Annotated in this window: 34 protein-coding genes; 33 read left to right on the forward strand and 1 reads right to left on the reverse strand. The window is 35.2% G+C overall.

Annotated features, from left to right (window positions below; genetic code table 11):
- Positions 1-30 precede the first annotated feature (30 nt).
- From PGU50_RS05705 to PGU50_RS05780, 16 genes are all read left to right on the forward strand, one after another.
- The gene (locus tag PGU50_RS05705) at positions 31-1131 is read left to right on the forward strand and encodes a hypothetical protein (protein ID WP_270246392.1); all 1101 of its coding nucleotides are present in this window, start codon (positions 31-33) and stop codon (positions 1129-1131) included.
- Positions 1128-1367, forward strand: a complete 240-nt coding sequence (locus tag PGU50_RS05710; protein WP_270246393.1) for a hypothetical protein — start codon at positions 1128-1130, stop codon at positions 1365-1367. The genes PGU50_RS05705 and PGU50_RS05710 overlap by 4 nt, the downstream gene beginning before the upstream one ends.
- Before the next feature lie 2 nt (positions 1368-1369).
- A complete protein-coding gene (locus PGU50_RS05715; protein ID WP_118174792.1) occupies positions 1370-1858 on the forward strand; it encodes a hypothetical protein in 489 nt (162 codons plus the stop codon).
- Positions 1859-1867: 9 nt separating this feature from the next.
- The gene (locus tag PGU50_RS05720) at positions 1868-2752 is read left to right on the forward strand and encodes a C39 family peptidase (protein WP_270246394.1); all 885 of its coding nucleotides are present in this window, start codon (positions 1868-1870) and stop codon (positions 2750-2752) included.
- Position 2753: 1 nt separating this feature from the next.
- A complete protein-coding gene (locus tag PGU50_RS05725) occupies positions 2754-2909 on the forward strand; it encodes a hypothetical protein (RefSeq protein WP_270246395.1) in 156 nt (51 codons plus the stop codon).
- Positions 2910-3042: 133 nt separating this feature from the next.
- Complete coding sequence (locus PGU50_RS05730; protein ID WP_243005334.1) at positions 3043-3795, forward strand: DNA-methyltransferase; 753 nt, start codon at positions 3043-3045, stop codon at positions 3793-3795.
- A gap of 16 nt (positions 3796-3811) precedes the next feature.
- Entirely contained in the window at positions 3812-4123 is a 312-nt protein-coding gene (locus PGU50_RS05735; RefSeq protein WP_118174796.1) for a hypothetical protein, read from the forward strand.
- Positions 4124-4341: 218 nt separating this feature from the next.
- Entirely contained in the window at positions 4342-4887 is a 546-nt protein-coding gene (locus PGU50_RS05740; protein WP_270246396.1) for a cysteine hydrolase family protein, read from the forward strand.
- A gap of 195 nt (positions 4888-5082) precedes the next feature.
- Positions 5083-5589 carry a DNA cytosine methyltransferase gene (locus tag PGU50_RS05745; protein ID WP_270246397.1) on the forward strand — a complete coding sequence of 169 codons (507 nt, stop codon included), beginning with the start codon at positions 5083-5085 and terminating at the stop codon, positions 5587-5589.
- 19 nt (positions 5590-5608) lie between these two features.
- Complete coding sequence (locus PGU50_RS05750; RefSeq protein ID WP_270246398.1) at positions 5609-6121, forward strand: hypothetical protein; 513 nt, start codon at positions 5609-5611, stop codon at positions 6119-6121.
- A gap of 2 nt (positions 6122-6123) precedes the next feature.
- Positions 6124-6534, forward strand: a complete 411-nt coding sequence (locus tag PGU50_RS05755; protein WP_270246399.1) for a hypothetical protein — start codon at positions 6124-6126, stop codon at positions 6532-6534.
- Between the two features lie 15 nt (positions 6535-6549).
- The gene (locus tag PGU50_RS05760; protein WP_270246400.1) at positions 6550-7308 is read left to right on the forward strand and encodes a hypothetical protein; all 759 of its coding nucleotides are present in this window, start codon (positions 6550-6552) and stop codon (positions 7306-7308) included.
- 214 nt (positions 7309-7522) lie between these two features.
- Positions 7523-8089, forward strand: a complete 567-nt coding sequence (locus tag PGU50_RS05765; RefSeq protein WP_270246401.1) for a metallophosphoesterase — start codon at positions 7523-7525, stop codon at positions 8087-8089.
- On the forward strand, positions 8086-8310 hold the full coding sequence (locus PGU50_RS05770) for a hypothetical protein (protein ID WP_270246402.1): 225 nt from the start codon (positions 8086-8088) through the stop codon (positions 8308-8310). Before PGU50_RS05765 ends, PGU50_RS05770 begins: the two co-directional genes overlap by 4 nt.
- A gap of 61 nt (positions 8311-8371) precedes the next feature.
- Positions 8372-9676, forward strand: coding sequence for an RNA ligase (locus PGU50_RS05775; protein ID WP_270246404.1), 1305 nt, complete (start codon positions 8372-8374; stop codon positions 9674-9676).
- Entirely contained in the window at positions 9676-10626 is a 951-nt protein-coding gene (locus PGU50_RS05780) for an AAA family ATPase (RefSeq protein WP_270246405.1), read from the forward strand. The genes PGU50_RS05775 and PGU50_RS05780 overlap by 1 nt, the downstream gene beginning before the upstream one ends.
- Here PGU50_RS05780 and PGU50_RS05785 read toward each other — a convergent pair.
- Positions 10589-11113: a tRNA (adenine-N(6)-)-methyltransferase gene (locus tag PGU50_RS05785; protein ID WP_270246406.1), complete on the reverse strand. Its 525-nt coding sequence runs from the start codon at positions 11111-11113 to the stop codon at positions 10589-10591. The two genes, PGU50_RS05780 and PGU50_RS05785, sit on opposite strands and share 38 nt — an antisense overlap.
- A 154-nt stretch (positions 11114-11267) precedes the next feature.
- Here PGU50_RS05785 and PGU50_RS05790 point away from each other — a divergent pair, with 154 nt between their 5' ends.
- From PGU50_RS05790 to PGU50_RS05870, 17 genes are all read left to right on the forward strand, one after another.
- The gene (locus PGU50_RS05790; protein ID WP_270246407.1) at positions 11268-11909 is read left to right on the forward strand and encodes an HAD domain-containing protein; all 642 of its coding nucleotides are present in this window, start codon (positions 11268-11270) and stop codon (positions 11907-11909) included.
- The gene (locus PGU50_RS05795) at positions 11906-12214 is read left to right on the forward strand and encodes a hypothetical protein (RefSeq protein ID WP_118174820.1); all 309 of its coding nucleotides are present in this window, start codon (positions 11906-11908) and stop codon (positions 12212-12214) included. The genes PGU50_RS05790 and PGU50_RS05795 overlap by 4 nt, the downstream gene beginning before the upstream one ends.
- Complete coding sequence (locus PGU50_RS05800; protein WP_270246408.1) at positions 12177-12836, forward strand: vWA domain-containing protein; 660 nt, start codon at positions 12177-12179, stop codon at positions 12834-12836. Before PGU50_RS05795 ends, PGU50_RS05800 begins: the two co-directional genes overlap by 38 nt.
- A complete protein-coding gene (locus PGU50_RS05805; RefSeq protein ID WP_270246409.1) occupies positions 12836-13702 on the forward strand; it encodes a DHHA1 domain-containing protein in 867 nt (288 codons plus the stop codon). Before PGU50_RS05800 ends, PGU50_RS05805 begins: the two co-directional genes overlap by 1 nt.
- A 14-nt stretch (positions 13703-13716) precedes the next feature.
- The gene (locus PGU50_RS05810) at positions 13717-14067 is read left to right on the forward strand and encodes a hypothetical protein (protein WP_270246410.1); all 351 of its coding nucleotides are present in this window, start codon (positions 13717-13719) and stop codon (positions 14065-14067) included.
- Between the two features lie 85 nt (positions 14068-14152).
- Positions 14153-14644, forward strand: coding sequence for an SLOG family protein (locus PGU50_RS05815; RefSeq protein WP_270246411.1), 492 nt, complete (start codon positions 14153-14155; stop codon positions 14642-14644).
- An 18-nt stretch (positions 14645-14662) separates the two neighbouring features.
- Complete coding sequence (locus PGU50_RS05820) at positions 14663-14887, forward strand: hypothetical protein (RefSeq protein WP_118174831.1); 225 nt, start codon at positions 14663-14665, stop codon at positions 14885-14887.
- Positions 14884-15129 (forward strand): HPr family phosphocarrier protein, encoded by a 246-nt coding sequence (locus PGU50_RS05825; RefSeq protein ID WP_330672455.1) that lies wholly within the window; start codon positions 14884-14886, stop codon positions 15127-15129. The genes PGU50_RS05820 and PGU50_RS05825 overlap by 4 nt, the downstream gene beginning before the upstream one ends.
- Before the next feature lies 1 nt (position 15130).
- Positions 15131-15976 (forward strand): thymidylate synthase, encoded by an 846-nt coding sequence (locus tag PGU50_RS05830; protein WP_270246412.1) that lies wholly within the window; start codon positions 15131-15133, stop codon positions 15974-15976.
- A gap of 8 nt (positions 15977-15984) precedes the next feature.
- A complete protein-coding gene (locus PGU50_RS05835; protein ID WP_118174835.1) occupies positions 15985-16305 on the forward strand; it encodes a hypothetical protein in 321 nt (106 codons plus the stop codon).
- A complete protein-coding gene (locus PGU50_RS05840) occupies positions 16299-16796 on the forward strand; it encodes a dihydrofolate reductase (protein WP_270246413.1) in 498 nt (165 codons plus the stop codon). Before PGU50_RS05835 ends, PGU50_RS05840 begins: the two co-directional genes overlap by 7 nt.
- Positions 16796-17905 (forward strand): 5' nucleotidase, NT5C type, encoded by a 1110-nt coding sequence (locus PGU50_RS05845; RefSeq protein ID WP_270246414.1) that lies wholly within the window; start codon positions 16796-16798, stop codon positions 17903-17905. Before PGU50_RS05840 ends, PGU50_RS05845 begins: the two co-directional genes overlap by 1 nt.
- On the forward strand, positions 17905-20259 hold the full coding sequence (gene nrdD / locus PGU50_RS05850) for an anaerobic ribonucleoside-triphosphate reductase (protein ID WP_118174841.1): 2355 nt from the start codon (positions 17905-17907) through the stop codon (positions 20257-20259). Before PGU50_RS05845 ends, nrdD begins: the two co-directional genes overlap by 1 nt.
- Positions 20246-20785: an anaerobic ribonucleoside-triphosphate reductase activating protein gene (nrdG, locus tag PGU50_RS05855; protein WP_270246415.1), complete on the forward strand. Its 540-nt coding sequence runs from the start codon at positions 20246-20248 to the stop codon at positions 20783-20785. Before nrdD ends, nrdG begins: the two co-directional genes overlap by 14 nt.
- The gene (locus PGU50_RS05860; protein ID WP_270246416.1) at positions 20785-21300 is read left to right on the forward strand and encodes a deoxyuridine 5'-triphosphate nucleotidohydrolase; all 516 of its coding nucleotides are present in this window, start codon (positions 20785-20787) and stop codon (positions 21298-21300) included. The genes nrdG and PGU50_RS05860 overlap by 1 nt, the downstream gene beginning before the upstream one ends.
- A gap of 185 nt (positions 21301-21485) precedes the next feature.
- Positions 21486-21632, forward strand: a complete 147-nt coding sequence (locus tag PGU50_RS05865) for a hypothetical protein (RefSeq protein WP_015529224.1) — start codon at positions 21486-21488, stop codon at positions 21630-21632.
- Between the two features lie 104 nt (positions 21633-21736).
- On the forward strand, positions 21737-22414 hold the full coding sequence (locus PGU50_RS05870) for a hypothetical protein (RefSeq protein WP_270246417.1): 678 nt from the start codon (positions 21737-21739) through the stop codon (positions 22412-22414).
- The last annotated feature ends 184 nt before the right edge of the window (positions 22415-22598 follow it).

The following is a 22598-nucleotide window of genomic DNA, read 5'->3' on the forward strand; positions in this document are numbered from 1 at the left end:
TTATGAAGTGGAGGATTTTACCTAAAAACAATGAAAATTGCGATAGTTGATGCCGATTTAATAGGGCGAAAGAACCATAGATTCCCCAACTTAGCATGTATGAAGCTATCTTCATACCACAAAATGTTGGGAAATGACGTTGTTCTTGAACAAAATTACAACAATTTGCACAATTATGATAAAATTCTAATTTCTAAGGTTTTTACTGATACAGTAGTGCCAGAAGAAGTTTTGAATATGAAAAATGTGGAATACGGTGGAACAGGATTCTATTATGATAAAGCTCCAAAGCTGCCTGATGACATTGAGCATATTTTCCCTGATTATCATTTATATGATGATTTTGTGAAAGAGCAGATTAAGAAAGGTGTAAAGCCGAAGGATTTAAAGGAATACACCGATGTAAGCATAGGTTTTACTACAAGAGGTTGTATACGACAATGTAAGTTTTGTGTGAATCAAAATTATAAGAAAGCAAGTGTTCATAGCAGGATTGAAGAATTTTATGATCCGACACGAAAGTATATTTGTTTGCTTGATGACAATATATTTGCTTGCAAAGACTGGAAGCAAGTATTTGATGAACTGATTGCTACAGGTCACAAATTTTATTTCAAGCAAGGTATGGACGAAAGACTGTTGACAGATGAGAAGTGTGAGTATCTTTTCAATAAGGCAAATTGGTATGGAGATTACACATTCGCATTTGACAATATTAAGGATAGAGAAATCATAGAAAAGAAACTGCAAATAATAAGGGAGCATACGGATAAGCAGTGTAGGTTTTATGTATTTTGTGGATTTAATCATAATGATCCAGGTATTTATTCAGATGAATTTTGGAAAAATGATATTGCAGATTTGTTTGAGAGAATAAGCATTTTGATGAAATATAAGTGTTTACCATATATTATGCGATACATGGATTACGAGAAATCACCATTCAGAGGAATGTACATAGACATAGCCAGATGGTGTAATCAACCAAGTTTCTTTAAAAAGAAGACATTCAGAGAATTTTGCATAACGAATGGTAAAGAGTCATCATGTATGAAATACGCAAAATATTTTGAACAGCAATGCCCCGATATTGCAGAGAAATATTATGATTTAAGGTTTACAAATAAATGAAAAATAAATTGTTTTTGTTTTTCAATAAACAAGCGGTAATAATGGAGGAAACGCAAATGGTTCAAATGACAGGTGATAGAGTCAAGCGTGTGGCTCTTGAAACTATTGAATCCGAAATACCAGATGTTGACTATGGCTGCGACTACGAAAAAGATGTTGCTTTGGCTTTTATGCATAGAGTTGGAGGTATTGTTACTTTAGCCAATAGGTTAGCGGAAGAATGTGCTGATGGATAAATATGAAGACAGATAAAAGAAAGGAAATTACAAAAATTCTGTCTCTATCAATTCAAAAGCACATAAATCCACGCAATGACTCTAGGATATATTGGTCAAGAGAAGTCACGTTTGACTACAGAACCAAGAATGCCAAAAGAGTTGATTATATGAGATTCAAGCCAGTAAATAACACGGTTGGAGGAATCGAAAAAGGAGATTTTTACTGTTATGAGGTCAAGTCTTCCGTAGCAGATTTCCATTCTAAAAACGGGCATAACTTCATCGGAGATTGGAATTACTACGTGATGCCAAAAGAAGTGTTCGATGAGGTCAAGAAAGAGATTCCGTATGGTGTTGGTGTATTAGTTCCCAGTGGTCGTTGCCACTCCGGGAGCTGGTACGACTTGAAATCCATAAAGAAAGCTAAAAGAATGAACAGAGAAAAGCCTATTTCAGAAATGCTGCTGATGATGTTTAGGTCGGCTGCAAGGGATAGGAATGTAGAGTAGGAGAAGAAAATGAAGAAAAAGATGATGGTAGGAATTTTTGCCGTACTTTTATGTTTTTCTTTAGTTGGTTGCAAGGCAGGAGAAAGTAAATCTAAATATCCATATGTTACAGTAAAAAGAACAATGTGGAGAAATGATAACACAGATATAGATATTGGTGGTGAATATGAGCTTAATGATTTTAATAAAGAAACCACTGAAAATGGCTGTACCGTAACACTCAATTTTGATTTGAAGAGTAAGAAAAAGAATAAATCTACATCTGAGACAACCAAAAAAGAAAATGATACTGTGCAAAAATCCAATTCACAATTCAAATTGGATGTTGAGCCAGTTCTACAGTTACCAGAGCTTCCTACAGGTTGCGAAATTACTTCACTTGCGACTGTACTCAATTACTATGGATATGATATCAGTAAAACTCAGTTAGCAGATGAATACTTGGAATGTGGCGAAGTTGGAGATACAGATCCGAATGAGAAATTTATAGGATCACCATATGATATTCATTCATGTGGTTGTTTCTCTAATGTGATTGCAGATGCAGCGAAAAGTTTCAGTGAGAAGAACGGCTGTAATTTCAAAGTATACAATTTATATGGATTGTCATTAGATGATTTATACAAATATGTAGAAGATGGCAAGCCGGTAGTAATTTGGTCAACTATTGACCTGAAAGAAACATACAGAAATATTACATGGGACGTTGATGGTAAAGAAATAGCATGGCGTGCAAATGAACATTGTATGGTGCTAATTGGATATGACAAGGGCAATAATACTTGTATTGTTTCTGATCCGTTACAAGGTATTAAGGAATATCCAAAAGATTTATTTAATCAGAGATATGAGGAACTTGGTAAACAAGCTGTAGTAGTAGAAAAAGGTATTTAATATGTGGGATTTTGAAAAAGATTCAGACAAAACATGCTTCGACCATCTGGGTGATTATATCCCAGAAAGTATTGCAAACGAAGCGAAAAGAGAACTCAGAAGACGAGGATATTCTGAAGAGAAAATCCGTGAAGAAGAGTGGAAACGGACAAAATAACTATTTTATTTGGAATAGCTTATTTAGCCGTTTTCAGACAAAATTATGAGTAAATAATAGAAGTCTTAGTTTCTGGAATCACCTATATTACGGTGTTCCGGTATCATAGATAAAATAGTTATTAGGAGTAGTAATGGAAGTCAACGAAATATATAAAGGTGACTGCCTGGAATTGATGAAAGATATTCCAACGAATAGTGTTGATATGATTTTGTGTGATCTTCCGTTTGGGCAGACTGCCCGGAATAAATGGGATTCTGTTATACCGTTTGAACCATTATGGCAGCAGTATAACAGAATTATTAAAGATAACGGTGCAATCGTACTATTCGCAAACGGAATGTTCACGGCTGACTTAATGCAAAGTAATAGAAAAATGTGGCGGTACAATCTTGTGTGGGAGAAAACACAACCGACAGGATTTTTGAATGCTAAGAAAATGCCACTTAGGGCGCATGAGGATATTTGCGTATTTTATAAGAAATTACCTACATACAATCCTCAGAAAACGACTGGACATGTAAGAAAAGTAAGCAAAGCGGAACATAAGCAGAATTGTAAAGAGACTACGGATTATGAGAAATATGGACTGACTACATATGACAGTACAGAAAGATATCCTAGATCCGTGATTAAGTTCTCAAAAGACATTCAGAAATCAGCCATTCATCCGACACAAAAACCCGTTGGATTATTGGAGTATCTTATCAAGACTTATACAAATGAAGGTGAACTGGTACTTGATAATTGTGTTGGAAGTGGTAGTACATGTGTAGCTGCACTTAATACAAACAGGCAGTATATTGGAATTGAAATGGACGATAAATATTTTGACATTGCCCAGAATAGGATTCGTGATTTCAAAGAATGCTTAAAACAAGCATAAATAAAGGAGAAACAATATGTATGATGATATTGTGAAGTATATTCCATATGGTAGAGAGAACGCCATTAGTAGAGATGATTTGGCAATCAAGGTTGGATGTTCTGACAGAATTATGCGAGATTTAATAAGTAAGGCAAGAAAGAAAACTGTCATCATCAATATTCAGAATGGTAGTGGATATTACAGACCAACAGAAGATGATATGGAAGATGTATTGAAATACAAGCATCAGGAAGAAAATCGTGCTACAGAGGTGTTTGGCAATCTGCAGCCGGTAAGAGAATTCATCAGGAAATATGGCAAGGGTAAGAAAAATGCGAAAATGTGATAGTTGTCTTTATGGTGAAAAACTTTACGATGGTACATTGATTTGCCAACACATCGTATCTATGCAAGGAAGAGAAGCCACACAAGACTATATGATTTGTAATAGGGTTGCTAAGTGTGATTTCTTTTTAGAAACAAATGTTAAATGTAGTGACTGCCAGGGTAGTTGCTATGCAATTCAAAGAAGACTTAATTGTAAGAAAATGGAGGTTTTGAAGAATGAAAAGAGTATTGATTGTCATTGATATGCAGGAGGACTTTGTGCGTGGTTCTCTGGGATCAAAAGATGCAGAAGCCATTGTAAGTAAAGTTAAAGCTAAAATTACCGAATACATGGAGCGTGGCGATAAGATCATCTTCACTAGAGATACACACAGAGAAAATTATCTGGAAACACTGGAAGGTAAGAATCTGCCAGTTGAACATTGTATCTATGGCACAGAGGGATGGCGAATTATTCCAGAGCTAGTTGATGACTGCAAAGAATATCCAGACTGCTCATTTATTGACAAGGTAACATTTGGGTATGAGAACTGGAAAGATATTTTCGGCACTGTAGATGAATACGGTATTGAGTTGGTGGGACTTTGCACTGATATTTGTGTAGTGTCAAATGCACTTGCATTACGAATGTTCTACCCGTCCTGGAACATTTCAGTTGATGAAAGTTGTTGTGCTGGTGTGACTACTAAGAAGCATAAAGCAGCACTTGAAGTCATGAAATCGTGCCAGATTGAGGTTACAAACAGCCAGAAAACTAAATAAAACTATGTTTTTATGTTGTCGGTCAAGTTCTATCGTGAAAGTCTCAAAACCCTTGATTTCAAAGGCTTTTGCGATACTACGTGTACCGCTAAATAAATCTAAACACTTCATTATAGTTTTACTTCCTTTCTCAAATTGCGTATATTACGTGATTACAAACGACCAAATCAAAACATAGATTGGTATGCAGATATCATGGAAGTAAGGGCAAAAGACATTATTGAGAGATTCGGTAGACCGGATGTAATCTGGGCAAGTCCACCATGTACAAGTTATTCTATCGCTGCAATATCACATCACAGAAAGAAGAATGTTGAAACCGGCAGCCTTGATCCTGTAAGTGATTTTGCAAAGCTATCTGATGAGCTTGTAAAACATACATTAGAGCTTATCAAAGAATTAAAGCCTAAGTATTGGTTCATCGAAAATCCTAGAGGCGGTATGAGAAAAATGGACTTCATGCAAGGATTGCCACGATACACAGTTACATACTGTCAGTACGGTGATACACGAATGAAGCCTACGGATATATGGACTAACCACCCGAATCCTCAATTTAAGCCAATGTGCCATAATGGTGATCCATGTCATGAGAAAGCACCCAGAGGAAGTAAAACGGGCACACAAGGGTTAAAAGGTGCTGTACAGAGAAGTGTTATACCAGAAGAATTATGTTTGCATATTGCGGATATATGTATGTAAAGTGATAGGAGGTAAATAGTTGGGAACAGAAGCTATGGAACACTTTAATATTGGTGACAAAGTTATCGTTGTCAAAAATACAGAACGTATTCCAGAGGAAGCAAGGTTGGGAGAGCATGGAAAAATTGTTGGTTTTAAATCAAACGATTGTATTGTTGAATTTGATGGTAAATTATTAGGTTACATTGTTTATCATGATTTAGCAAAAGATACGTGGGAAACAATTAGATTTGAAGAAACACCAGAATGTTTTATGAAAATGGCTAATTGGGCAAGGAAAGTCAAAAGTACATTTTCAGTAGAATATGGACTTGATAATGTAACTTTCAAATTGGGAGATGACGAATTCCATTTAGGTGAAAAAATTAAATATCAGACAACAATTGATACGACAGTTGCAGTGCAAACATGCCCAAAATGTAAGGGGACTGGAATGTGCCAGATTGCGCCAGGTGTTAGAGGTATTAAAGTTTGCCCAGTTTGCAAAGGGAAAAAGATGATTACTGACAATAAAGATGTGCGAGGTAGATAGAAATGAAAGTATTTTTAGGTGGTACATGTGCCGGTTGGAAATGGCTAGATGAGTTGCAGCCATTACTTAAATGCGACTATTACAATCCAATTGTGAAGAATTGGAGCGAAGAAGACAGACTGAGAGAAGTCCATGAAAGAGAGACTTCTGATTATGTTCTGTACGGTATTACTAACGGAATTAAAGGCGTTTATTCGATTGCAGAAGTTGTTGACGATTCAAACAAACGTCCAGAGAAAACAATATTCCTTAATCTGTATAAAACCTATGAGAGAAGTAGTGAATCTAAACAGATGACACATAGCTTAAAAGCCGTTGAAAATATGCTTAAAGCAAATGGAGTTATAGTATTCAGTGGCGAAAAGGCACTTCTGGAAGTTGCAGATTATTTGAATAAAGCAGTTTCAATATAAGGAGAATGATTACAAATGGGAAAATTTGTAAAACCAAAGCGAGTCATTGTTTCCGATAAAGAATATATTCAAAAACTTGTTAATGCTAATTTGGTAAAAGACTTACATGACAATGAGGAAATCTGCCCTTATTGTCATGGTACTGGTATGGTGATAAGAGATAACCAATACGGATTATCCGATGATCCAGATAAAAAAGTATGGTTTCCATATAAACATCAGGCAATCACTTTTTGCCAACATTGCTTTAATGGAGTGATTCTCAGATGTAAATTGTGCGGAGAAGTAATTCAGCGTGGATATACAAAGCATGATTGTAAACAGCAAAGAGCTATAGACGAGAAATTACGAGAACAGAAAAAGCGAGAAGAATTTGAGAAAGCACCACTTTTACCAAAGGAAAAACAGAAAGATTATGAATATTTCTTTTCAGAAGAATACACACATGATAATGGTTATTTTAATGACTGGGAAGAGTTTTTCGATGACTGGGAAAATGAACACGAAGAGTATGGAGATGTTCGTCCAAAATATGTGTGGGTAACTGAGCCGGTAGAAATGAGTATAAATGCAGAAAGTATTGCAGAACAGGCAACCGAAGATTTATACGAAGATGCATATGATGATATCTCTGATGGAGAAATAAAAAGATTACAGGAAATTCTTGACCACTGGGCGAAAACATGTGGTGTAAGCACAACATACTATGAGAGTCATAAATACAAAGTAAGAATACCGTGGGAAGACTACAATAAGAGAAAGGGAAAAGAATAAAAATGGGATTTTGTCAGAGATGTGGTGGATATTGCGCCGATAACTATACATATTGTAAGCCGTGTTACATTGCACTTGGCACACCATATGGCACATCAATTTCAAAGGGGCATCAATGCAAAAAGTGTGGAAGAATAATTTATGGTAGATACAATTATTGCTCAGATTGCGCACGAAAGAAAGGATTTTTGAAGGAGGACTATTAAGCTAGATTATGAGTAATTTTTATATTGCAGATTTACATTTAGGACATGAGAATGCAATGAGAAGGTTTGACCACAGACCTTTTGAATCGTTAGAAGAACAGGACAGAGCGATTATCGCAAATATCAATAACAGAGTATCGCCACGGGATAATCTTTATTTGTTGGGTGATGTGTCATGGTATAAGCCAGATAAGACTGCAGAACTGATTAAACAGATTAAGTGTAAGAACCGATACTTGATTATTGGAAACCATGATAGTTGGATTAAAGATGGAAAATGTAAGAAATTGTTCCAGGGAATTTATGATTTGAAAAGAATCAATGATGAAGGAAGAATTGTTGTACTTTGCCACTATCCATTAGCAGTGTGGGATCAGTCGCATAGAGGCAGCTATCATTTATACGGTCATGTACATAATAATTTGAGTGAAGACAGAAAAACGCCGACACACAATATCTTGTATAATGAAGAGATGAAAAATGCATATAATGTAGGGTGTATGCTGCCATATATGATGTATACACCAAGAACACTTGATTACATTCTGAAGAAAACCGGGAGGGTTTCTAGGTGAATCTAGTTGAGCATTATGTACGAAGAATTATCAGTGTAACGGATATCTCTGACCGATATGAAGAAGGAATGAAAAAGTATGATCCTAACTATAAGTTAAAAGAACCGATGTATGAAGTAAAACTTGAATATGATTGTTATGGTCATATAGGCGAGTGTACTGAATGGTGGAAGGAATCATACTATATTGAAGTATTGGAAAAAGGATATTTTTTGGCATAAACAAACCAAAATAAATGTTGACATTATATAAAAATATGGTATACTAAGAAAGGAGTTAGCAATGTTTGAATGGAATCCAGTTTTTAATTTTGCAATAAACATCAAACATAATTATTTGAAAAAGTTCGGCAAAGTTGAATACAAAAAATATGAGATTGAAGAGAATGATACTACCAAAACGGTATCATGCTTAGAATACTGGATTAAGACACTCAACGATGAAACAGCCAAAGAAAAAATCAAATATCTTGAAATAAATCAAGAGGGGGATCTTATCCTTGTCCGATATGGTAAATTCAGTTCAGCCGGTGATGGTCAATACGAAATTACTGTTGAAGACCTCTGGAATGCAGATAATGGATTTTTCTTGGAGTGCCGAAGTGTGGTAATCAATCTCAAAACAGAGGAAATTGTCATTGCACCATTTAAGAAGTTCAGAAACTTGAACGAGTGTCCAGAAAATGATATAAAAGTCGTGACAGAAGAAATCAAGAATGCAAAAACTGTTGAAATCACAAATAAACTTGATGGAAGTATGCAGTGTGTACGTTGGTATAACGGCGAAATCTTCATGTCTGGCAGTCAGGCGATTAACCCTGATATGTCGTGGAGATTAGCCGATGGAATTTTACGACTAACAGACAATAATAAATGCATGGCAAAAGAAAATCCAAGTCTTACATTTATCTACGAATATATTTCATTGCCAGATGCCCACGTTGTCAAATACACGAAAGAGCAAGAAGGATTGTATCTGATTGGTATTAGAGATGTGAATACCGGCAGACAGTATTCTTATAAAGAAGTTGCGGAGTATGCTGCTAAATATCATGTGCCGATGACAGAGATTTTTGACAAAACTTTTGATGAAGTATTGGAAGAAGTCAAAACAATCAAGTCGGATGAAATGGAAGGATTTGTAATTAACATTGATGGTCACATGATTAAAGTGAAAGGCGATGATTATACACAGATCCATAGAGTATTATCAAAAATTTCTTCAATCAATCTGATTATTCAGAGTGTGGCAGAAGATAAGGTTGATGATTTATATAGCAAAGTTCCGGCAGCATACAAACCAAGAGTACGGATAGTTGAGAGAATTGTTCGAGGATATATTTCAGACATGGAATCAGAAACTTCCAAATGGTACTCAAAAGCTCCAAAATCTGACAGAAAGACCTTTATGATTTGGGTACATGAAAATGTCCCACCGAAATTTAAGTCATATGTCAGAAACAAGTATTTTGGTATAGAAAACAATTATATCAAATATGGAAGTGATAAATGCCCAGGTTATAGAAAACTTAATGAAATGGGTGTAACAGACTATAAGAAAATTTTTGAAGAGAGTGAGGAAGAGTAATGGAAAAACCAACTTTCGTGATGATGGTCGGTTTGCCTGGAAGTGGAAAATCTACTTTGGCGAAAGATATAAAGGACACGTATCATGGTACAATTTTTTCGTCAGATAGTATCAGAGAAGAACTTACTGGTTCAGAAGAGTGTATGGATCAGGATAAAGAAGTATTTCAAACGCTTCATAGAAGGATTAAGAAATATCTGATAGAGCATCAGGGGACAGACGGTTGTGCAATTTATGATGCATGTAATATCAGTTATAAAAAGAGAATAGCATTCTTACGTGAACTTAAAAAGATTGATTGCAGAAAAGTTTGCTATTTTGTATGGACTCCATATAAAATGTGTCTTGAACAGAACAAAAAGAGAGACAGAGTTGTACCGGAATATGCGATTGCACGAATGTACAAAAACATTTACATACCACAGTATTATGAAGGTTGGGACTCTATTATTTTTAATTTAAAACACGCAATAATAAATGGCAATAGCTTAACAAAATTGTTCTATGAGATGCCAAATGGACTTTGTAATATTGACCATGACAATCCACATCATCAGTTATCCATCGGAAATCATTGCATCGCATGTTATCTGAACGCTCTCACGATGACAATGGATTCGCCGGATTTCAATTTATGTACGGCAGCATTGCTTCATGATATTGGAAAGTCTTTTACAAAAGGGTATAAAGACAGTAAAGGCAATCCTTGTGAATACGCACATTACTACCAGCATCACCTTGTATCTGCATATGATGCGGTTAGATATCTCAGATTTGTAGAGGAAAATGACAGGCTTGAAATTCTTGCATTGATCCAGTGGCATATGTTCCCGTACTTCTGGGAGAAAGATAATAACACAAAGATGCAGAGCAAATACAAGAAATTATGGGGAGATGAGCTGTACGACAAAATCATGCTTCTCCATAAAGCAGATATGGAGGCACACTAAAAGATATTGAAAAATATCCATATGTATGTTGGCACAATAGATAAATAAAATTCATGTTTTGTCTATTATGAAATCCTATCCGTTGGTCGAAACTGAGTATTTGTATTCCATTTTTGAAATATTTATATCTAGTTTTTCCCTGTAAAGTATTCAGTGGTAGCAAAACTGCAAATGGTTTATTGAGATTATATAATCTTTCGAGAATTTGGTCTTTGATATTGAATGGTGGGTTTGAGATTATCACATCATAGTCATCAGGTTCATATAAGAAGAAATCTTTCCCTTCATCTATATGGGATCTGATGACATCAAATCCATTTTCCCTAAATGTTTGATAGAACGAAGACCATTCAGCATCAAACGGACACCATATTCTATAACTTTTCGGTATATATTTTACGATTGGTTCAACCGCATAATATGGTGTATATAATTCCTGGTGTTCAGGCGTTTTACTACTGGTTAAATAACCAATGTTGTTTGCCAATTTATCACACTCCTTCGTTAAAACATGAATTCTACAATAGAGGGAAGTCCATTTGCAACTGCATATTTTTGTAAAGATTTTCTACCAAACGACTTAATTGTTGAGAAACTAGAAAAATATGAAAAAGGATTATTGAATTGATTGGAGAAATTATATGAAAGTGATTTTTCTTGATGTTGACGGTGTGTTGAACTCAGAAAAAGATTTGTTAGAAGCAAAAGGAAAAAGTGAGCTGTTTGACAGACCGTTGGCATTATTAAAAGAGTTAGTCGAATCAACCAAAGCAAAAATAGTTGTATCATCAACATGGCGAATTGGTTGTTCAAAAAGTGGTCGTAATTCGTGGTATGGAGAAGAAATCTTCAAAACACTTACAGATAGATTGGCAGAATATCAGATGGAAGTATATGATATTACACCAGTCATAAATAAGCCGGGAGTGCAGCGTGGAGATGAGATAAGAGCGTGGCTTGAAAATGCAAAAGAAGAGATTGATGCATTTGTTATTTTAGATGACGATGCAGATATGTGTGAATTTACAGGAACGAATCTTGTACAGACTTCCATGAAAACTGGGCTACTGGAATATCATGTAGAAATTGCTAAAAGTATACTGAATGGCGAAAATATCACACATGATGTTGTCCTTGATGCAGTCCGTAAAGTGTGGGACAAATTACCTGAATTACGGTTTGGTCAGCTTATTGTAAATGTTTTGGGTTCAGATCCATTCTATGAATTAGACAAAAACGTAGTAACAAAAATGAGAAAATACGAAAGGAAAATATGTGAATGATACAGCCAGTAATCGCACGAAAGCCTAAATTCGTGATAAATCCGCAAAGATCTCCAACATTAGGTTTTGGATTAGATACACCAGTTCATTATGCAACAAGGGTGTTTCTTCCAGGAAGTCAAAAAATAATTAACCTACCTATTTGTGGAGCAAATTGCGTATGTCCGCTATTGCTTACGGACGATATTAAAAAGTGTACCTGTCATGATTGTATTATTAAAGTAATGCAGCGAATGATAGGAATAAAACAAAAAGGAGAAAATGAAGATGAAGAAAAATCTGACACAGATGGTATTCGTTCTTGATATGAGCGGATCAATGAAATGGCTTGCGCCGGAAACAATTGGTGGTTATAATACAATGCTTGCCGACCAGAAGAAAGAAGATGGCGATGCACTTGTAACTACAGTTCTTTTCGACAATAGATACATCATGGTTCACGATGGCGTTGATATCAAAAAGGTTCAGAATTTAACTGACAAAGAATACAGACCAGAAGGTATGACAGCCATGCTTGATGCCGTTGGAAGAACAATCAACCATGTCGGAAACAGACTTGCAGATATGCCGGAAGAAGAACGACCTGAAAAAGTTGTATTTACAATTATCACTGATGGTTATGAGAATGCAAGCCATGAATTTGACTGGAATACAGTAAAAGAAATGATTAAACATCAGCGTGAAAAATACAGTTGGGTGTTTACATTCTTAGGTGCGAATATTGATACCATGCAAGTTAGCAATGATCTGGGAATAAGTAGTATGTTGTCAAAAACATACAGAGCAAGTAAGAGTGGTACAGAAAAAGTATTTTCTGCAGCATCAAAATCTGTATCAGTCGCAAGAGGTGTAAGTGCCGATGCATTGAATAGTGCCCAGACTATGTGTTTTATGTCATCTGCACTTGATGAAGCGGAGGAAGAATAATGAAATGTTTCTATCATAGCGATATGGACGGTAAGTGTGCCGGTTCAATCGTTGCAAGGGTAACAGGAAATTACAACTCAAAAGACTACATCATGTACAACTATGATGGCGAAATCCCAACGGAACTTATTGAAGACGGTGAAACAGTCTATTTTGTAGATTTGTCATTCTCGGTAAATACAGTAGATAAGCTGAAAGAAATCGTTGAAACAAAACACTGTGATTTAATCTGGTGCGATCACCATTCATCAAGTATGGATATTCTTGCTAAATATCCAGAATTCAGCAGTATTAAAGGAATCCGAAAGGAAGGAATTAGTGGAGCTGGATTAACATGGATGTACCTTATGGGATGTGATTTTGATGATATCCCCCTCTTCGTAAAATATGTTAGTGATTTTGATTGCTGGCAGTTTAAATATGAAGAATCACTGTTTTTCAAGTATGCACTCGAATCTACGGATTATGATGCACTGGATATTATCTGGAATAAACTTGTAAAAGATTCAAACAGTAAGGATAATCCTTTACTTGCTGAAATGGTACATAACGGTATTGTCATTTCTAAATATGTAGAGAAAGAGTATGAAGCATACAGAAATGCCTATGCATATGAATCAAGAATTGACGGTATTAAATGCCTGGTTGTAAATAGAAGCTGCAACAGCTTAGTATTCGGGGAAGTAATCAAAGATTATCCGATTGTTGCAATTTGGGCATTCAATGGAGAAAAATACAAATACTCCATTTATTCAGAAAAGCCGGATGTTGATTGCTCAAAAATTGCCGAAAGATATGGCGGTGGAGGTCATAAAGGTGCATCTGGTTTCGTATCAAACAAAATGATTTTAAACAAAGCGAATTAAGAAGGAGAAAGATTATGTGTAAATGTGAATGCAAAAAAGATGAAAATGTAGAAGTAACTGATGAAATGATGGCAGCAATGCTTGGTTGTGTATTCGGAGAAATTATTTCCGATATTATTGATGATATTGCAGAGGAAGAAGCAGAGGTTAGCATCTCTCAGAATATCGACCTGGAAAAAGAAATTGAAAATGTCGTATTTAATGATCCAGCAACTATCGTGTTCTGGAAAGATGGTACTAAGACAGTAACTAAATGCCATGCTGGTGATACGTTCAATAAAGAAACTGGGCTTGCAATGTGCATTATCCGTAAGCTGTGCAACAACAAGCATTTTAACAATGTGTTTGAAAAATACTGTAACTAATAACAGATAAACAAACTATAATAAATGCGTTGACAAATTTGGAAAACGTGATACAATAAACAAGAACTAAGAAAGTGAGAGAATTATGTTGAGGATAATTATTGCCGGATCAAGATTTTTTGAGGATTACAATTTATTTGAATCCACAATGTTTAAAGTGTTGTTTCATCTCAATAAAGAATATCCTCAATATAATATTCTCGTTATCAATAAAGAAGAGAGATTATTCAAAATTAACCCATGTAGTCTGGAAATTATTAGTGGAATGGCAAAAGGAGCAGATACATTGGCAGTGAGATTCGCCAATAAATATAATCTTGCACTTAAAGAATTTCCGGCTGATTGGAATAATTTGAATGTATCACCATGTAGAGTTATTACAAATTCGTATGGAAGCTATAATGCATTAGCAGGACACAAAAGGAACAGAGACATGGCGGTATATGCTTCTTCAGACGATGCTTTTGGAGTTCTTGTTTTATTTTGGGACGGAAAAAGTAAAGGTAGTAAAAATATGAAAAGTCAAGCCGTAGCTTTTGGTCTTGAAATTTATGAAAACATCATAAACAGACAATAATAAAGGAGAATGATAAACATGTGTTCAATATGTTTACAGAACCCTTGCCACCCAAGATGTCCTAATGCTGTTAGGAGAGTTCGTGGAACTTGTGATGAATGCGGAGAAGAATTATACGAAGATGAGTATTATGTTACAGATGATATGAACGGAACATATTGCTCAGAAGAATGTGCGAAAAAAGCAAACGGCATACATGAGACAGAATGGGAAGAAGAATACAATGATTGGAGAGAAGAATGATTAACGAATTTAAAATTAGTCTTTGTACTATAGATAGAGTTAAAGATTTCTGCCGGATTACATCTGCTATTAAGCCGGATATGGATATTATTGTTGGCAGATATATCATTGATGCAAAATCAATCATGGGAATTTTTAGTGTTGATCTTTCAAGGGAATTAGTGCTGAAAATTTCATCAGATGATGTTGAAGAATGCAAAGAAATCAGAGAAAAACTGAAAGCGTTCATTGTGGAGGATTAGCATGAATAAAGCAGATCAGTATATGGAAAGAGACATCAAGAATATCCTTGAAAATGGATATATTGATGAGAACCCACGACCTAAGTATGCAGACGGAGTACCGGCACATACATATTCAGTGAACCATGTTTGCCGAACCTACGATTTATCAAAAGGTGAATTTCCTATTTGCTCTTTAAGAAGAATCGCATGGAAAACTGGTATCAAAGAAATTTTCACTATTTATCAAAGACCGACAAATAGCATCTCAGAAATGGAAAAAATGGGAGTTACCTGGTGGAAAGACTGGGATATCGGAGATGGAACTATTGGGCAGAGATACGGCGCAACCGTGAAAAGATATGATTTAATCAATAAGCTCATTGATGATATCAAGAAAGATCCATATGGCAGGAGAAAAGTCGTTTCCTTATGGCAAGAAAATGATTTAAGAGAAACAGCCGGTCTTGCACCATGCGCTTACAACACAATATGGAATGTGCGTGGTAAATATCTTGACATGGTATTGATTCAGAGAAGTGGAGATATGCTTACGGCTTCTGGTGCTGGTGGGGTTAATGAAGTTCAATATGCAGCATTACTTATAATGATTGCACGCTATACTGGTTATAAACCAGGTGTATTCACACATTTTGTAGCAAATGAACAGATTTATGATAGACACATCAATCAAGCAAAAGAGATGCTTAAACGTGTAAAAAATCTGAAAAATTCTGATACTCAGAGTAAGCCAATGCTCAAACTCAATCCAGAGAAAACTAATTTCTATGATATGACAATCGAAGATTTTTCTATGGAAAATTATGATCCGATTGTTCCTCAGTTGAAGTTAGAACTCGGAATTTAGGTGATGATATGGCAAGAGTAAATTATATTAAATGTGATATATGTGGAAGAACGATAGACGAAAATACATTTGATAGTGCAATTAGATTTTTCGCCGGAATAATTCATAAGGGCAAAATAGATATTTGCAAATCATGTCTGAATAAAATAGATAAAGTTTATGAGGACATACGGACAGAAGAAGAACTTGTTGGGTATGCAATGAACAGCAAAAATGCAGAAGATTTCAAAGAAAATCCAGATTTATATTCAGCTTATTTGACTGGTGTTCAAGATGCAGCAGAGTATTTAAGCCAACATCAAGTAACAAGGGTGAGATTTGAATGTTAGCAGCAATAGTAGCAGTAGATGAAAACTGGGGTATTGGTAGAAACGGAGATTTGCTTATCAATATCCCAGAAGACAAAAAATTTTTCAAAGAAAAAACAAATGGTTCAATCGTAATTATGGGAAGGAAAACATGGGATTCTCTTCCAAAAAAGCCACTACCAAATAGAAAAAACTATGTAATCAGCAAAAGCCAGAAACATGTTAATGGCGTAGATTTTATATCAATGGATTCAGCGATAGAGCTTATCCAAAATGAAGACAGTGATATTTTCATCATTGGTGGTGGTCAAATCTATGAGAAATTGCTTTCATATTGTGAAAAAGTATTCGTGACAAAGATTTATAAGTCTTTTGAATCTGATACGTTCTTTCCTAATATAGAGGAAGATAACACATGGAAATGTGTGGAAAGTGGTGATATTCAGTATTATCAATCTATCCCATACGAATTTCTTACATATAAGAACCGTAAAAAGCAGGAGGACTTTTAATGCTTATACTTGTTGGAGGAAGTGCAAGCGGTAAGTCAACTATTGAAAAGATTTTATGCGAAAAATATGGGTACAAAAAAATAGTATCTTATACCACTAGAAGCCCAAGAGAAGGAGAAATTGATGGTGTAGATTACCATTATATTTCAAAAGAAGAATTTTTGAAGAAAGCTCAAAGTGGATTTTTCGCAGAAATCGGAGTCTATAATGGTTGGTACTATGGAAGTGCAGTAGAAGACTGTACAAACGACAAAGTAGCTGTTCTTACACCACACGGAATGAGACAGCTCAAAACGAAATCTGATATAGATGTTACAAGCATTTATATAAAAGTTCCCAGAAGAGATCGTCTGATAAAGATTCTTCAAAGAAAAGATGACATTGAAGAAGCCAAAAGAAGAGATGCTTCAGATGTCGGTCAGTTTGACGGAATCGAAGATGAGGTAACATATGTTATTGAAAACCCTGAGTATAAATTTACACCACAGGACATGGCAGAATTTGTACATCAGAAATATACTTCAACACGAAAAACAAGCATAAATAAATGCAAAACGATATTATGTGATGTGGACGAAGTGATAAATAACTTAGTTGAAAAGATCCTTGTCGAATATAACAAGCAATACAATGACAGTCTCACTCTGAATGACATAACAGACTGGGAAGTTAAAAAATTCATCAAGCCAGAATGTGAAAATATATTCACGGAATTTGGTACTGATGAATTCCTATCTTCTTTAGAGCTACAGCCAAAAGCAAAAGAAGTAATCGGAAAATTGATGGCAAAATACAATTTCTATTTTGTTACATCAACTTATCCTGACCATGTAAGAGTCAAAGATGAATGGCTCAAACGGAACATTCCGCAATACGATAGTGGAATGCTTGTTGTGTGCCGGGACAAACACTTGGTACATGGAGATATCCTTATTGATGACTGTATAGGGAATTTTACACTGGATTATACGAAAGATTCACCAGTTAAATATAATTTCATATTTGATAAACCCTGGAACAGATCAGTACAGGAGGACAACACAAAGAACTTTAGGGTTCATGGTTGGGATGAGATTTATGAACTTATTGATAAATTGGAGGATTTTTAATGGTCTACAAACGTGATGGACAGATTCAGGAATTCAGACCTGAAAAAATCGAGAATGCTGTTTTAAAGGCATTCTATGATGTTGAAAAAGAAGAAACAGAATATGCAAAATCAAGAGCCAAAGAGATTGCAGAAAATATCAGTGCGCTTGATAAAGATATGGAAGTTGAGGAAATACAGGATATTGTAGAATCTCAGCTTGCTAAAAAAGATATGAAAGTCGCAAGAAAGTACATCATCTATAGAAATGATAGAACCAGAGACAGAAGACGCAAAAGTGAACTCATGAAACAGTTTTCAGAGAAATTGAAAGCTAAAGATGTTGAGAATCAGAACGCAAATGTTGATGAAAAATCATTTGGTGGAATGATTGGTGCTGCAAGTGATGTTATGCTGAAACAGTATGCTCTTGATGAGTGCATGTCCGAATTGGCAAGAAACAACCATATTCTTAACAGAATCTATACGCACGACTTAAATAGTTATGCGGTTGGTATGCACAATTGTCTCAGCATTCCATTTGATAAACTACTTGCAAATGGGTTTAATGTACGACAGACGGATGTTCGCCCGGCACAATCTGTCAATACAGCCGGACAATTGATTGCTGTAATATTCCAGTTACAGTCGTTGCAGCAGTTCGGTGGTGTTTCTGCAACACACATTGATTGGACACTTATGCCATATGTGCGAAAGTCATTCAGAAAACATTATATTGTGGCATATTTAAAAAATACAGCAGCGTTCTTATACTTAGACCTTATGGGAATGCTGTTTGATAACTACGAAGACGAAATTGGCATTGTCAGAAACCGATTCGATGACTGGATTGATGAGAATAAAGAAAACTTTTACAAAGAGACAGGACTGAAAGAAGAGGACTTTTTCTTTGCAAATAAAGAAAAACTTGATCCTATTTTCTATCAATCTGCTTTATACGATACAATCATTGAAACAAAACAGGCAATTGAAGCATTATATCACAATCTGAATACGCTTCAGTCAAGATCTGGAAATCAGTTACCATTTACCTCTATCAACTATGGTACATGTACCGAACCAGAAGGAAGAATGGTAATTAAAGCATTACTTGATGTTTCTATCGCTGGAATCGGAAAATTACATAAGACAAGTATTTTCCCATGTGGTATTTTTCAGTTGAAGAAAGGTATCAACAGAAAGCCAGGCGAACCGAACTATGATTTATATAGATTGGCACTCCGTTCAACTGCACAGAGGCTTTACCCGAATTACGCTAACTGTGATTGGTCAGGAAATGAAGGGTATGATCCAGATGATCCGAAAACATACTTCTCAACAATGGGCTGTAGAACAGCTAACGGTTGGGATATCAACGGATTTGGTCAGACAAAAGACGGTAGGGGTAATATTTGCCCGGTAACTATCATCATGCCAACACTTGCTATGGAAACAAAAGTTTCACTTGAAGAGAACAATTGTTTTACTGGTGGAAAAGAATACGATGAGAAATTATTGGTTGACAGCTTCATGGAATATCTTGATAAGAAGATTGATGAAGCGAAAGACATGCTTATCGAAAGATATTTATGGATTTGCAAACAGTCACCAGACTCAGCGAAATTCATGTACGAAAATTTTGTAATGGAAGGTTTCGATGGAAAAAATATCGAATCTGCCATGAAACACGGAACATTAGCAGTTGGTCAGATTGGTCTTGCAGAAACTTTACAGATTTTAGTTGGCTGCAATCATACAACTAAAAAAGGTATGGAAACCGCAAAGAGAATTGAGCAGCTTTTCAAAGATAGATGTGCCGAATACAAAAAAGAGTATAGTTTAAACTTTGGAGTATATTATACCCCAGCAGAGAACTTATGCTTTACAGCAATGTCAAAATTCAGAAATAAGTACGGAGAAATCCCAAATGTTTCTGATAAGAAATTCTTCACAAATTCAATGCACGTTCCAGTTTGGGAAGAAATGAGTCCTTTTGAAAAAATTGACATAGAGGCAGAACTTACAGGATATAGTTCAGCCGGTTGCATTACATATGTCGAATTGCCATCAAGCGTAAAACAAAATATTGATGCGCTTGAAGAAATTGTAAACTATGCAATGGATAAGGATATTCCTTATTTTGCAGTCAATGTACCGAATGACATGTGTACCGAATGTGGTTATACAGATGAAATCGGAGATGAATGCCCGATTTGCGGTTGTCGAAAAATCAGAAGATTAAGACGAGTAACGGGATATCTCACTGGTGATTACATTGAAGCATTCAATGAAGGAAAACGCCAGGAAGTTGACTACCGTGTGAAACATTTTAACAATGCCTTAAAAGCCAAAACGGAGAAAAATGAATCTCATTAACGGCATTGAAACTGATTTCAGATTTGCCGGAATTGATAAATTCGATGTAAATAATGGTAATGGAGTTGGAGCAACTTTGTTTGTGCAAGGTTGTTCCCACCATTGCAAAGGTTGCCACAACCAATCTACATGGGATAAGTCAAAAGGAATTCCATTCACACAAAGCATTTATGATGAACTATTTAATGAGTTATCAAAAAAGCATATTTCTAGGCTCACTCTTTCTGGTGGTGATCCATTAGATAATATGGAACTTTCATATTTTGTAAGTAAGAATTTCAAAAACCTCCATCCAGAAAAAGAACTATGGATTTATACAGGATATAAATATGAAGAAATAATTCATCAAGAGAAGTATAGAAAACTATTGAAGTTATGTGATGTTTTAGTGGATGGAGAATTCAGAATAGAAGAAAAAGATCTTCGATTACAATTTCGTGGCAGTAGAAATCAGAGAATCATTGATGTGCAAAAAAGCATAGTGGCGAATAAAATAATACTTTGGAAAAGAAAGGAAATGTTATAATGGCAAAAGTAGTAGCAAAATTTGAAAAGGTAAGTTATGAGCAGTTCAAGAAGGACTGGGGAGATACATTTAACGCAAGTGATGAGGAAATTATTAGAAAGATTTATGACGGAATCAAATTACCGAAACGTGCAACGGTTGGTTCTGCCGGATATGATTTCTTCACACCAATCGGGCTGAAAATTAAACCTGGTAAAACAGTAAAAGTACCTACCGGAATCAGATGCAGAATTGACAATGACTGGGTATTGAAATGTTATCCTAGAAGTGGTCTGGGATTCAAATTCAGATTACAGCTCAATAATACAGTCGGAATCATTGACAGTGATTACTATAATTCTGACAATGAGGGACACATTTTTGCAAAAATTACAAACGACACTAACGAAGAAAAAGTTATAGGTCTTAAATCTGGCGAAGGATTTATGCAGGGAATTTTTGTTGAATATGGCATCACAGAAGATGATGATGCAACTGGAATTAGAAATGGTGGTTTTGGAAGTACAACAGAATAATATTAAAAAATAAAGTTGAAATATAATCACAAAGCAGATATAATATAATTGCCTTGTAATACTATGTACAGAAGTAACTAGCATTTTTCTATAATTTGTAAAAACAATTATTCTGTAGCAAACCAACCAACAAACGAAGCGTATTACTGGCAAAACCGGTGATACGCTTTTTTAATGGAGGCAAAATGAAAAAATTTAAAGCTAAAATCTACCTAAAAAACAAAAAAGAATTAAATGAATACCTAAAAAATCTCGTAAAAATAAAGAAAAACCCTACTTTAGAAGATGTGAAATTTTCATTCAAGTGGGGAACAATCCCTTGTGACCAATAACTACCATTTGGAAATATCAGGGAAAAAGAAGATGTGGAGGAAATATAATTATAAATAACGAAATACCTAAAACAATTCCGGTCGCAGACTATGCCGGATATATTATGAAAAATTTTAAGCCAGATGTCATAAAATTCAAAAAGCCTGAATCGGAATGGACAGAAGAAGAACATACAGAATATACAAAATGGAGTCTTAAACTGTCTATGGCACATAGATTCAAGCAACAAATACAGGAGAATAAACCCTTAACAAATAGGGACAAAAGGATTATAGAACGTTTTAGAAGTGGCGCGGATTTCTTTGGCGAAAAAATATGTGGCAAAGAAACATCAAGACTATTCGAACAACCATATACTTTTGATCTATTTGATGAGTGGCAGGAAAAGCACTTTAAAGAACATCCGAAAGACAAAGATAAAACAATCGAAGAGTTATTTGACATACGGCTTTCTGAACAGAAGCTATATCATTACAAAGAAGTAAACGGAAAATATTATGGTGCAGAAATCCCAAAAGAAATACATTACACAGAATATTTCCGATATCTATATTTCAATGTAAAGTATGAATTTAGTGAGAAAACATATTACAGATCTATCCCATATACAGACAAGGATAAGCAAGAAAGTATATGGGATAGGGAACGCTGCTTCGTTGCACAAGAGATTAGTGAATGGAGAGTGGACGAACTAGAAGATTGGCAGCGAGATCTTATTGAAAAAATAAGAGTCGGTGTTGAGCTGAAAGACGATGATATTGTTAAAGCAATGGGTTGTTAAAATCTAAATCATGAGCCTCTTTAATCGAGGAATTCAACGATTTATGATAGAAACAACAAGTTCCAAACTAAATAAAATTTGGATTTTATTTAGATTACTAATCGTCTGAAACAAGCAAATATTGCTTAAAACAGAGGATAACGATTTTTACGAAAAACAGAAAAATCATGTTTGCGAAAGGATA

Source organism: Coprococcus sp. AM11-30B (genome assembly GCF_027674365.1).
Lineage (GTDB): Bacteria > Bacillota > Clostridia > Lachnospirales > Lachnospiraceae > Allocoprococcus > Allocoprococcus comes.

What these genes read in the sequence shown, in the direction of transcription:
- PGU50_RS05775 (WP_270246404.1), top strand. Translation starts at nt 8,372, where the DNA reads ATGTTTGAATGGAATCCAGTTTTTAATTTTGCAATAAACATCAAACAT.
- PGU50_RS05740 (WP_270246396.1), top strand. Translation starts at nt 4,342, where the DNA reads ATGAAAAGAGTATTGATTGTCATTGATATGCAGGAGGACTTTGTGCGT.
- nrdD (WP_118174841.1), top strand. Translation starts at nt 17,905, where the DNA reads ATGGTCTACAAACGTGATGGACAGATTCAGGAATTCAGACCTGAAAAA.
- PGU50_RS05800 (WP_270246408.1), top strand. Translation starts at nt 12,177, where the DNA reads ATGAAGAAAAATCTGACACAGATGGTATTCGTTCTTGATATGAGCGGA.
- PGU50_RS05830 (WP_270246412.1), top strand. Translation starts at nt 15,131, where the DNA reads ATGAATAAAGCAGATCAGTATATGGAAAGAGACATCAAGAATATCCTT.
- PGU50_RS05810 (WP_270246410.1), top strand. Translation starts at nt 13,717, where the DNA reads ATGTGTAAATGTGAATGCAAAAAAGATGAAAATGTAGAAGTAACTGAT.
- PGU50_RS05720 (WP_270246394.1), top strand. Translation starts at nt 1,868, where the DNA reads ATGAAGAAAAAGATGATGGTAGGAATTTTTGCCGTACTTTTATGTTTT.
- PGU50_RS05865 (WP_015529224.1), top strand. Translation starts at nt 21,486, where the DNA reads ATGAAAAAATTTAAAGCTAAAATCTACCTAAAAAACAAAAAAGAATTA.
- PGU50_RS05845 (WP_270246414.1), top strand. Translation starts at nt 16,796, where the DNA reads ATGCTTATACTTGTTGGAGGAAGTGCAAGCGGTAAGTCAACTATTGAA.
- PGU50_RS05790 (WP_270246407.1), top strand. Translation starts at nt 11,268, where the DNA reads ATGAAAGTGATTTTTCTTGATGTTGACGGTGTGTTGAACTCAGAAAAA.
- PGU50_RS05705 (WP_270246392.1), top strand. Translation starts at nt 31, where the DNA reads ATGAAAATTGCGATAGTTGATGCCGATTTAATAGGGCGAAAGAACCAT.
- nrdG (WP_270246415.1), top strand. Translation starts at nt 20,246, where the DNA reads ATGAATCTCATTAACGGCATTGAAACTGATTTCAGATTTGCCGGAATT.
- PGU50_RS05730 (WP_243005334.1), top strand. Translation starts at nt 3,043, where the DNA reads ATGGAAGTCAACGAAATATATAAAGGTGACTGCCTGGAATTGATGAAA.
- PGU50_RS05820 (WP_118174831.1), top strand. Translation starts at nt 14,663, where the DNA reads ATGTGTTCAATATGTTTACAGAACCCTTGCCACCCAAGATGTCCTAAT.
- PGU50_RS05710 (WP_270246393.1), top strand. Translation starts at nt 1,128, where the DNA reads ATGAAAAATAAATTGTTTTTGTTTTTCAATAAACAAGCGGTAATAATG.
- PGU50_RS05860 (WP_270246416.1), top strand. Translation starts at nt 20,785, where the DNA reads ATGGCAAAAGTAGTAGCAAAATTTGAAAAGGTAAGTTATGAGCAGTTC.
- PGU50_RS05735 (WP_118174796.1), top strand. Translation starts at nt 3,812, where the DNA reads ATGTATGATGATATTGTGAAGTATATTCCATATGGTAGAGAGAACGCC.
- PGU50_RS05835 (WP_118174835.1), top strand. Translation starts at nt 15,985, where the DNA reads ATGGCAAGAGTAAATTATATTAAATGTGATATATGTGGAAGAACGATA.
- PGU50_RS05825 (WP_330672455.1), top strand. Translation starts at nt 14,884, where the DNA reads ATGATTAACGAATTTAAAATTAGTCTTTGTACTATAGATAGAGTTAAA.
- PGU50_RS05780 (WP_270246405.1), top strand. Translation starts at nt 9,676, where the DNA reads ATGGAAAAACCAACTTTCGTGATGATGGTCGGTTTGCCTGGAAGTGGA.
- PGU50_RS05815 (WP_270246411.1), top strand. Translation starts at nt 14,153, where the DNA reads ATGTTGAGGATAATTATTGCCGGATCAAGATTTTTTGAGGATTACAAT.
- PGU50_RS05870 (WP_270246417.1), top strand. Translation starts at nt 21,737, where the DNA reads ATGAAAAATTTTAAGCCAGATGTCATAAAATTCAAAAAGCCTGAATCG.
- PGU50_RS05765 (WP_270246401.1), top strand. Translation starts at nt 7,523, where the DNA reads ATGAGTAATTTTTATATTGCAGATTTACATTTAGGACATGAGAATGCA.
- PGU50_RS05725 (WP_270246395.1), top strand. Translation starts at nt 2,754, where the DNA reads ATGTGGGATTTTGAAAAAGATTCAGACAAAACATGCTTCGACCATCTG.
- PGU50_RS05715 (WP_118174792.1), top strand. Translation starts at nt 1,370, where the DNA reads ATGAAGACAGATAAAAGAAAGGAAATTACAAAAATTCTGTCTCTATCA.
- PGU50_RS05745 (WP_270246397.1), top strand. Translation starts at nt 5,083, where the DNA reads ATGGAAGTAAGGGCAAAAGACATTATTGAGAGATTCGGTAGACCGGAT.
- PGU50_RS05795 (WP_118174820.1), top strand. Translation starts at nt 11,906, where the DNA reads ATGATACAGCCAGTAATCGCACGAAAGCCTAAATTCGTGATAAATCCG.
- PGU50_RS05760 (WP_270246400.1), top strand. Translation starts at nt 6,550, where the DNA reads ATGGGAAAATTTGTAAAACCAAAGCGAGTCATTGTTTCCGATAAAGAA.
- PGU50_RS05805 (WP_270246409.1), top strand. Translation starts at nt 12,836, where the DNA reads ATGAAATGTTTCTATCATAGCGATATGGACGGTAAGTGTGCCGGTTCA.
- PGU50_RS05840 (WP_270246413.1), top strand. Translation starts at nt 16,299, where the DNA reads ATGTTAGCAGCAATAGTAGCAGTAGATGAAAACTGGGGTATTGGTAGA.
- PGU50_RS05755 (WP_270246399.1), top strand. Translation starts at nt 6,124, where the DNA reads ATGAAAGTATTTTTAGGTGGTACATGTGCCGGTTGGAAATGGCTAGAT.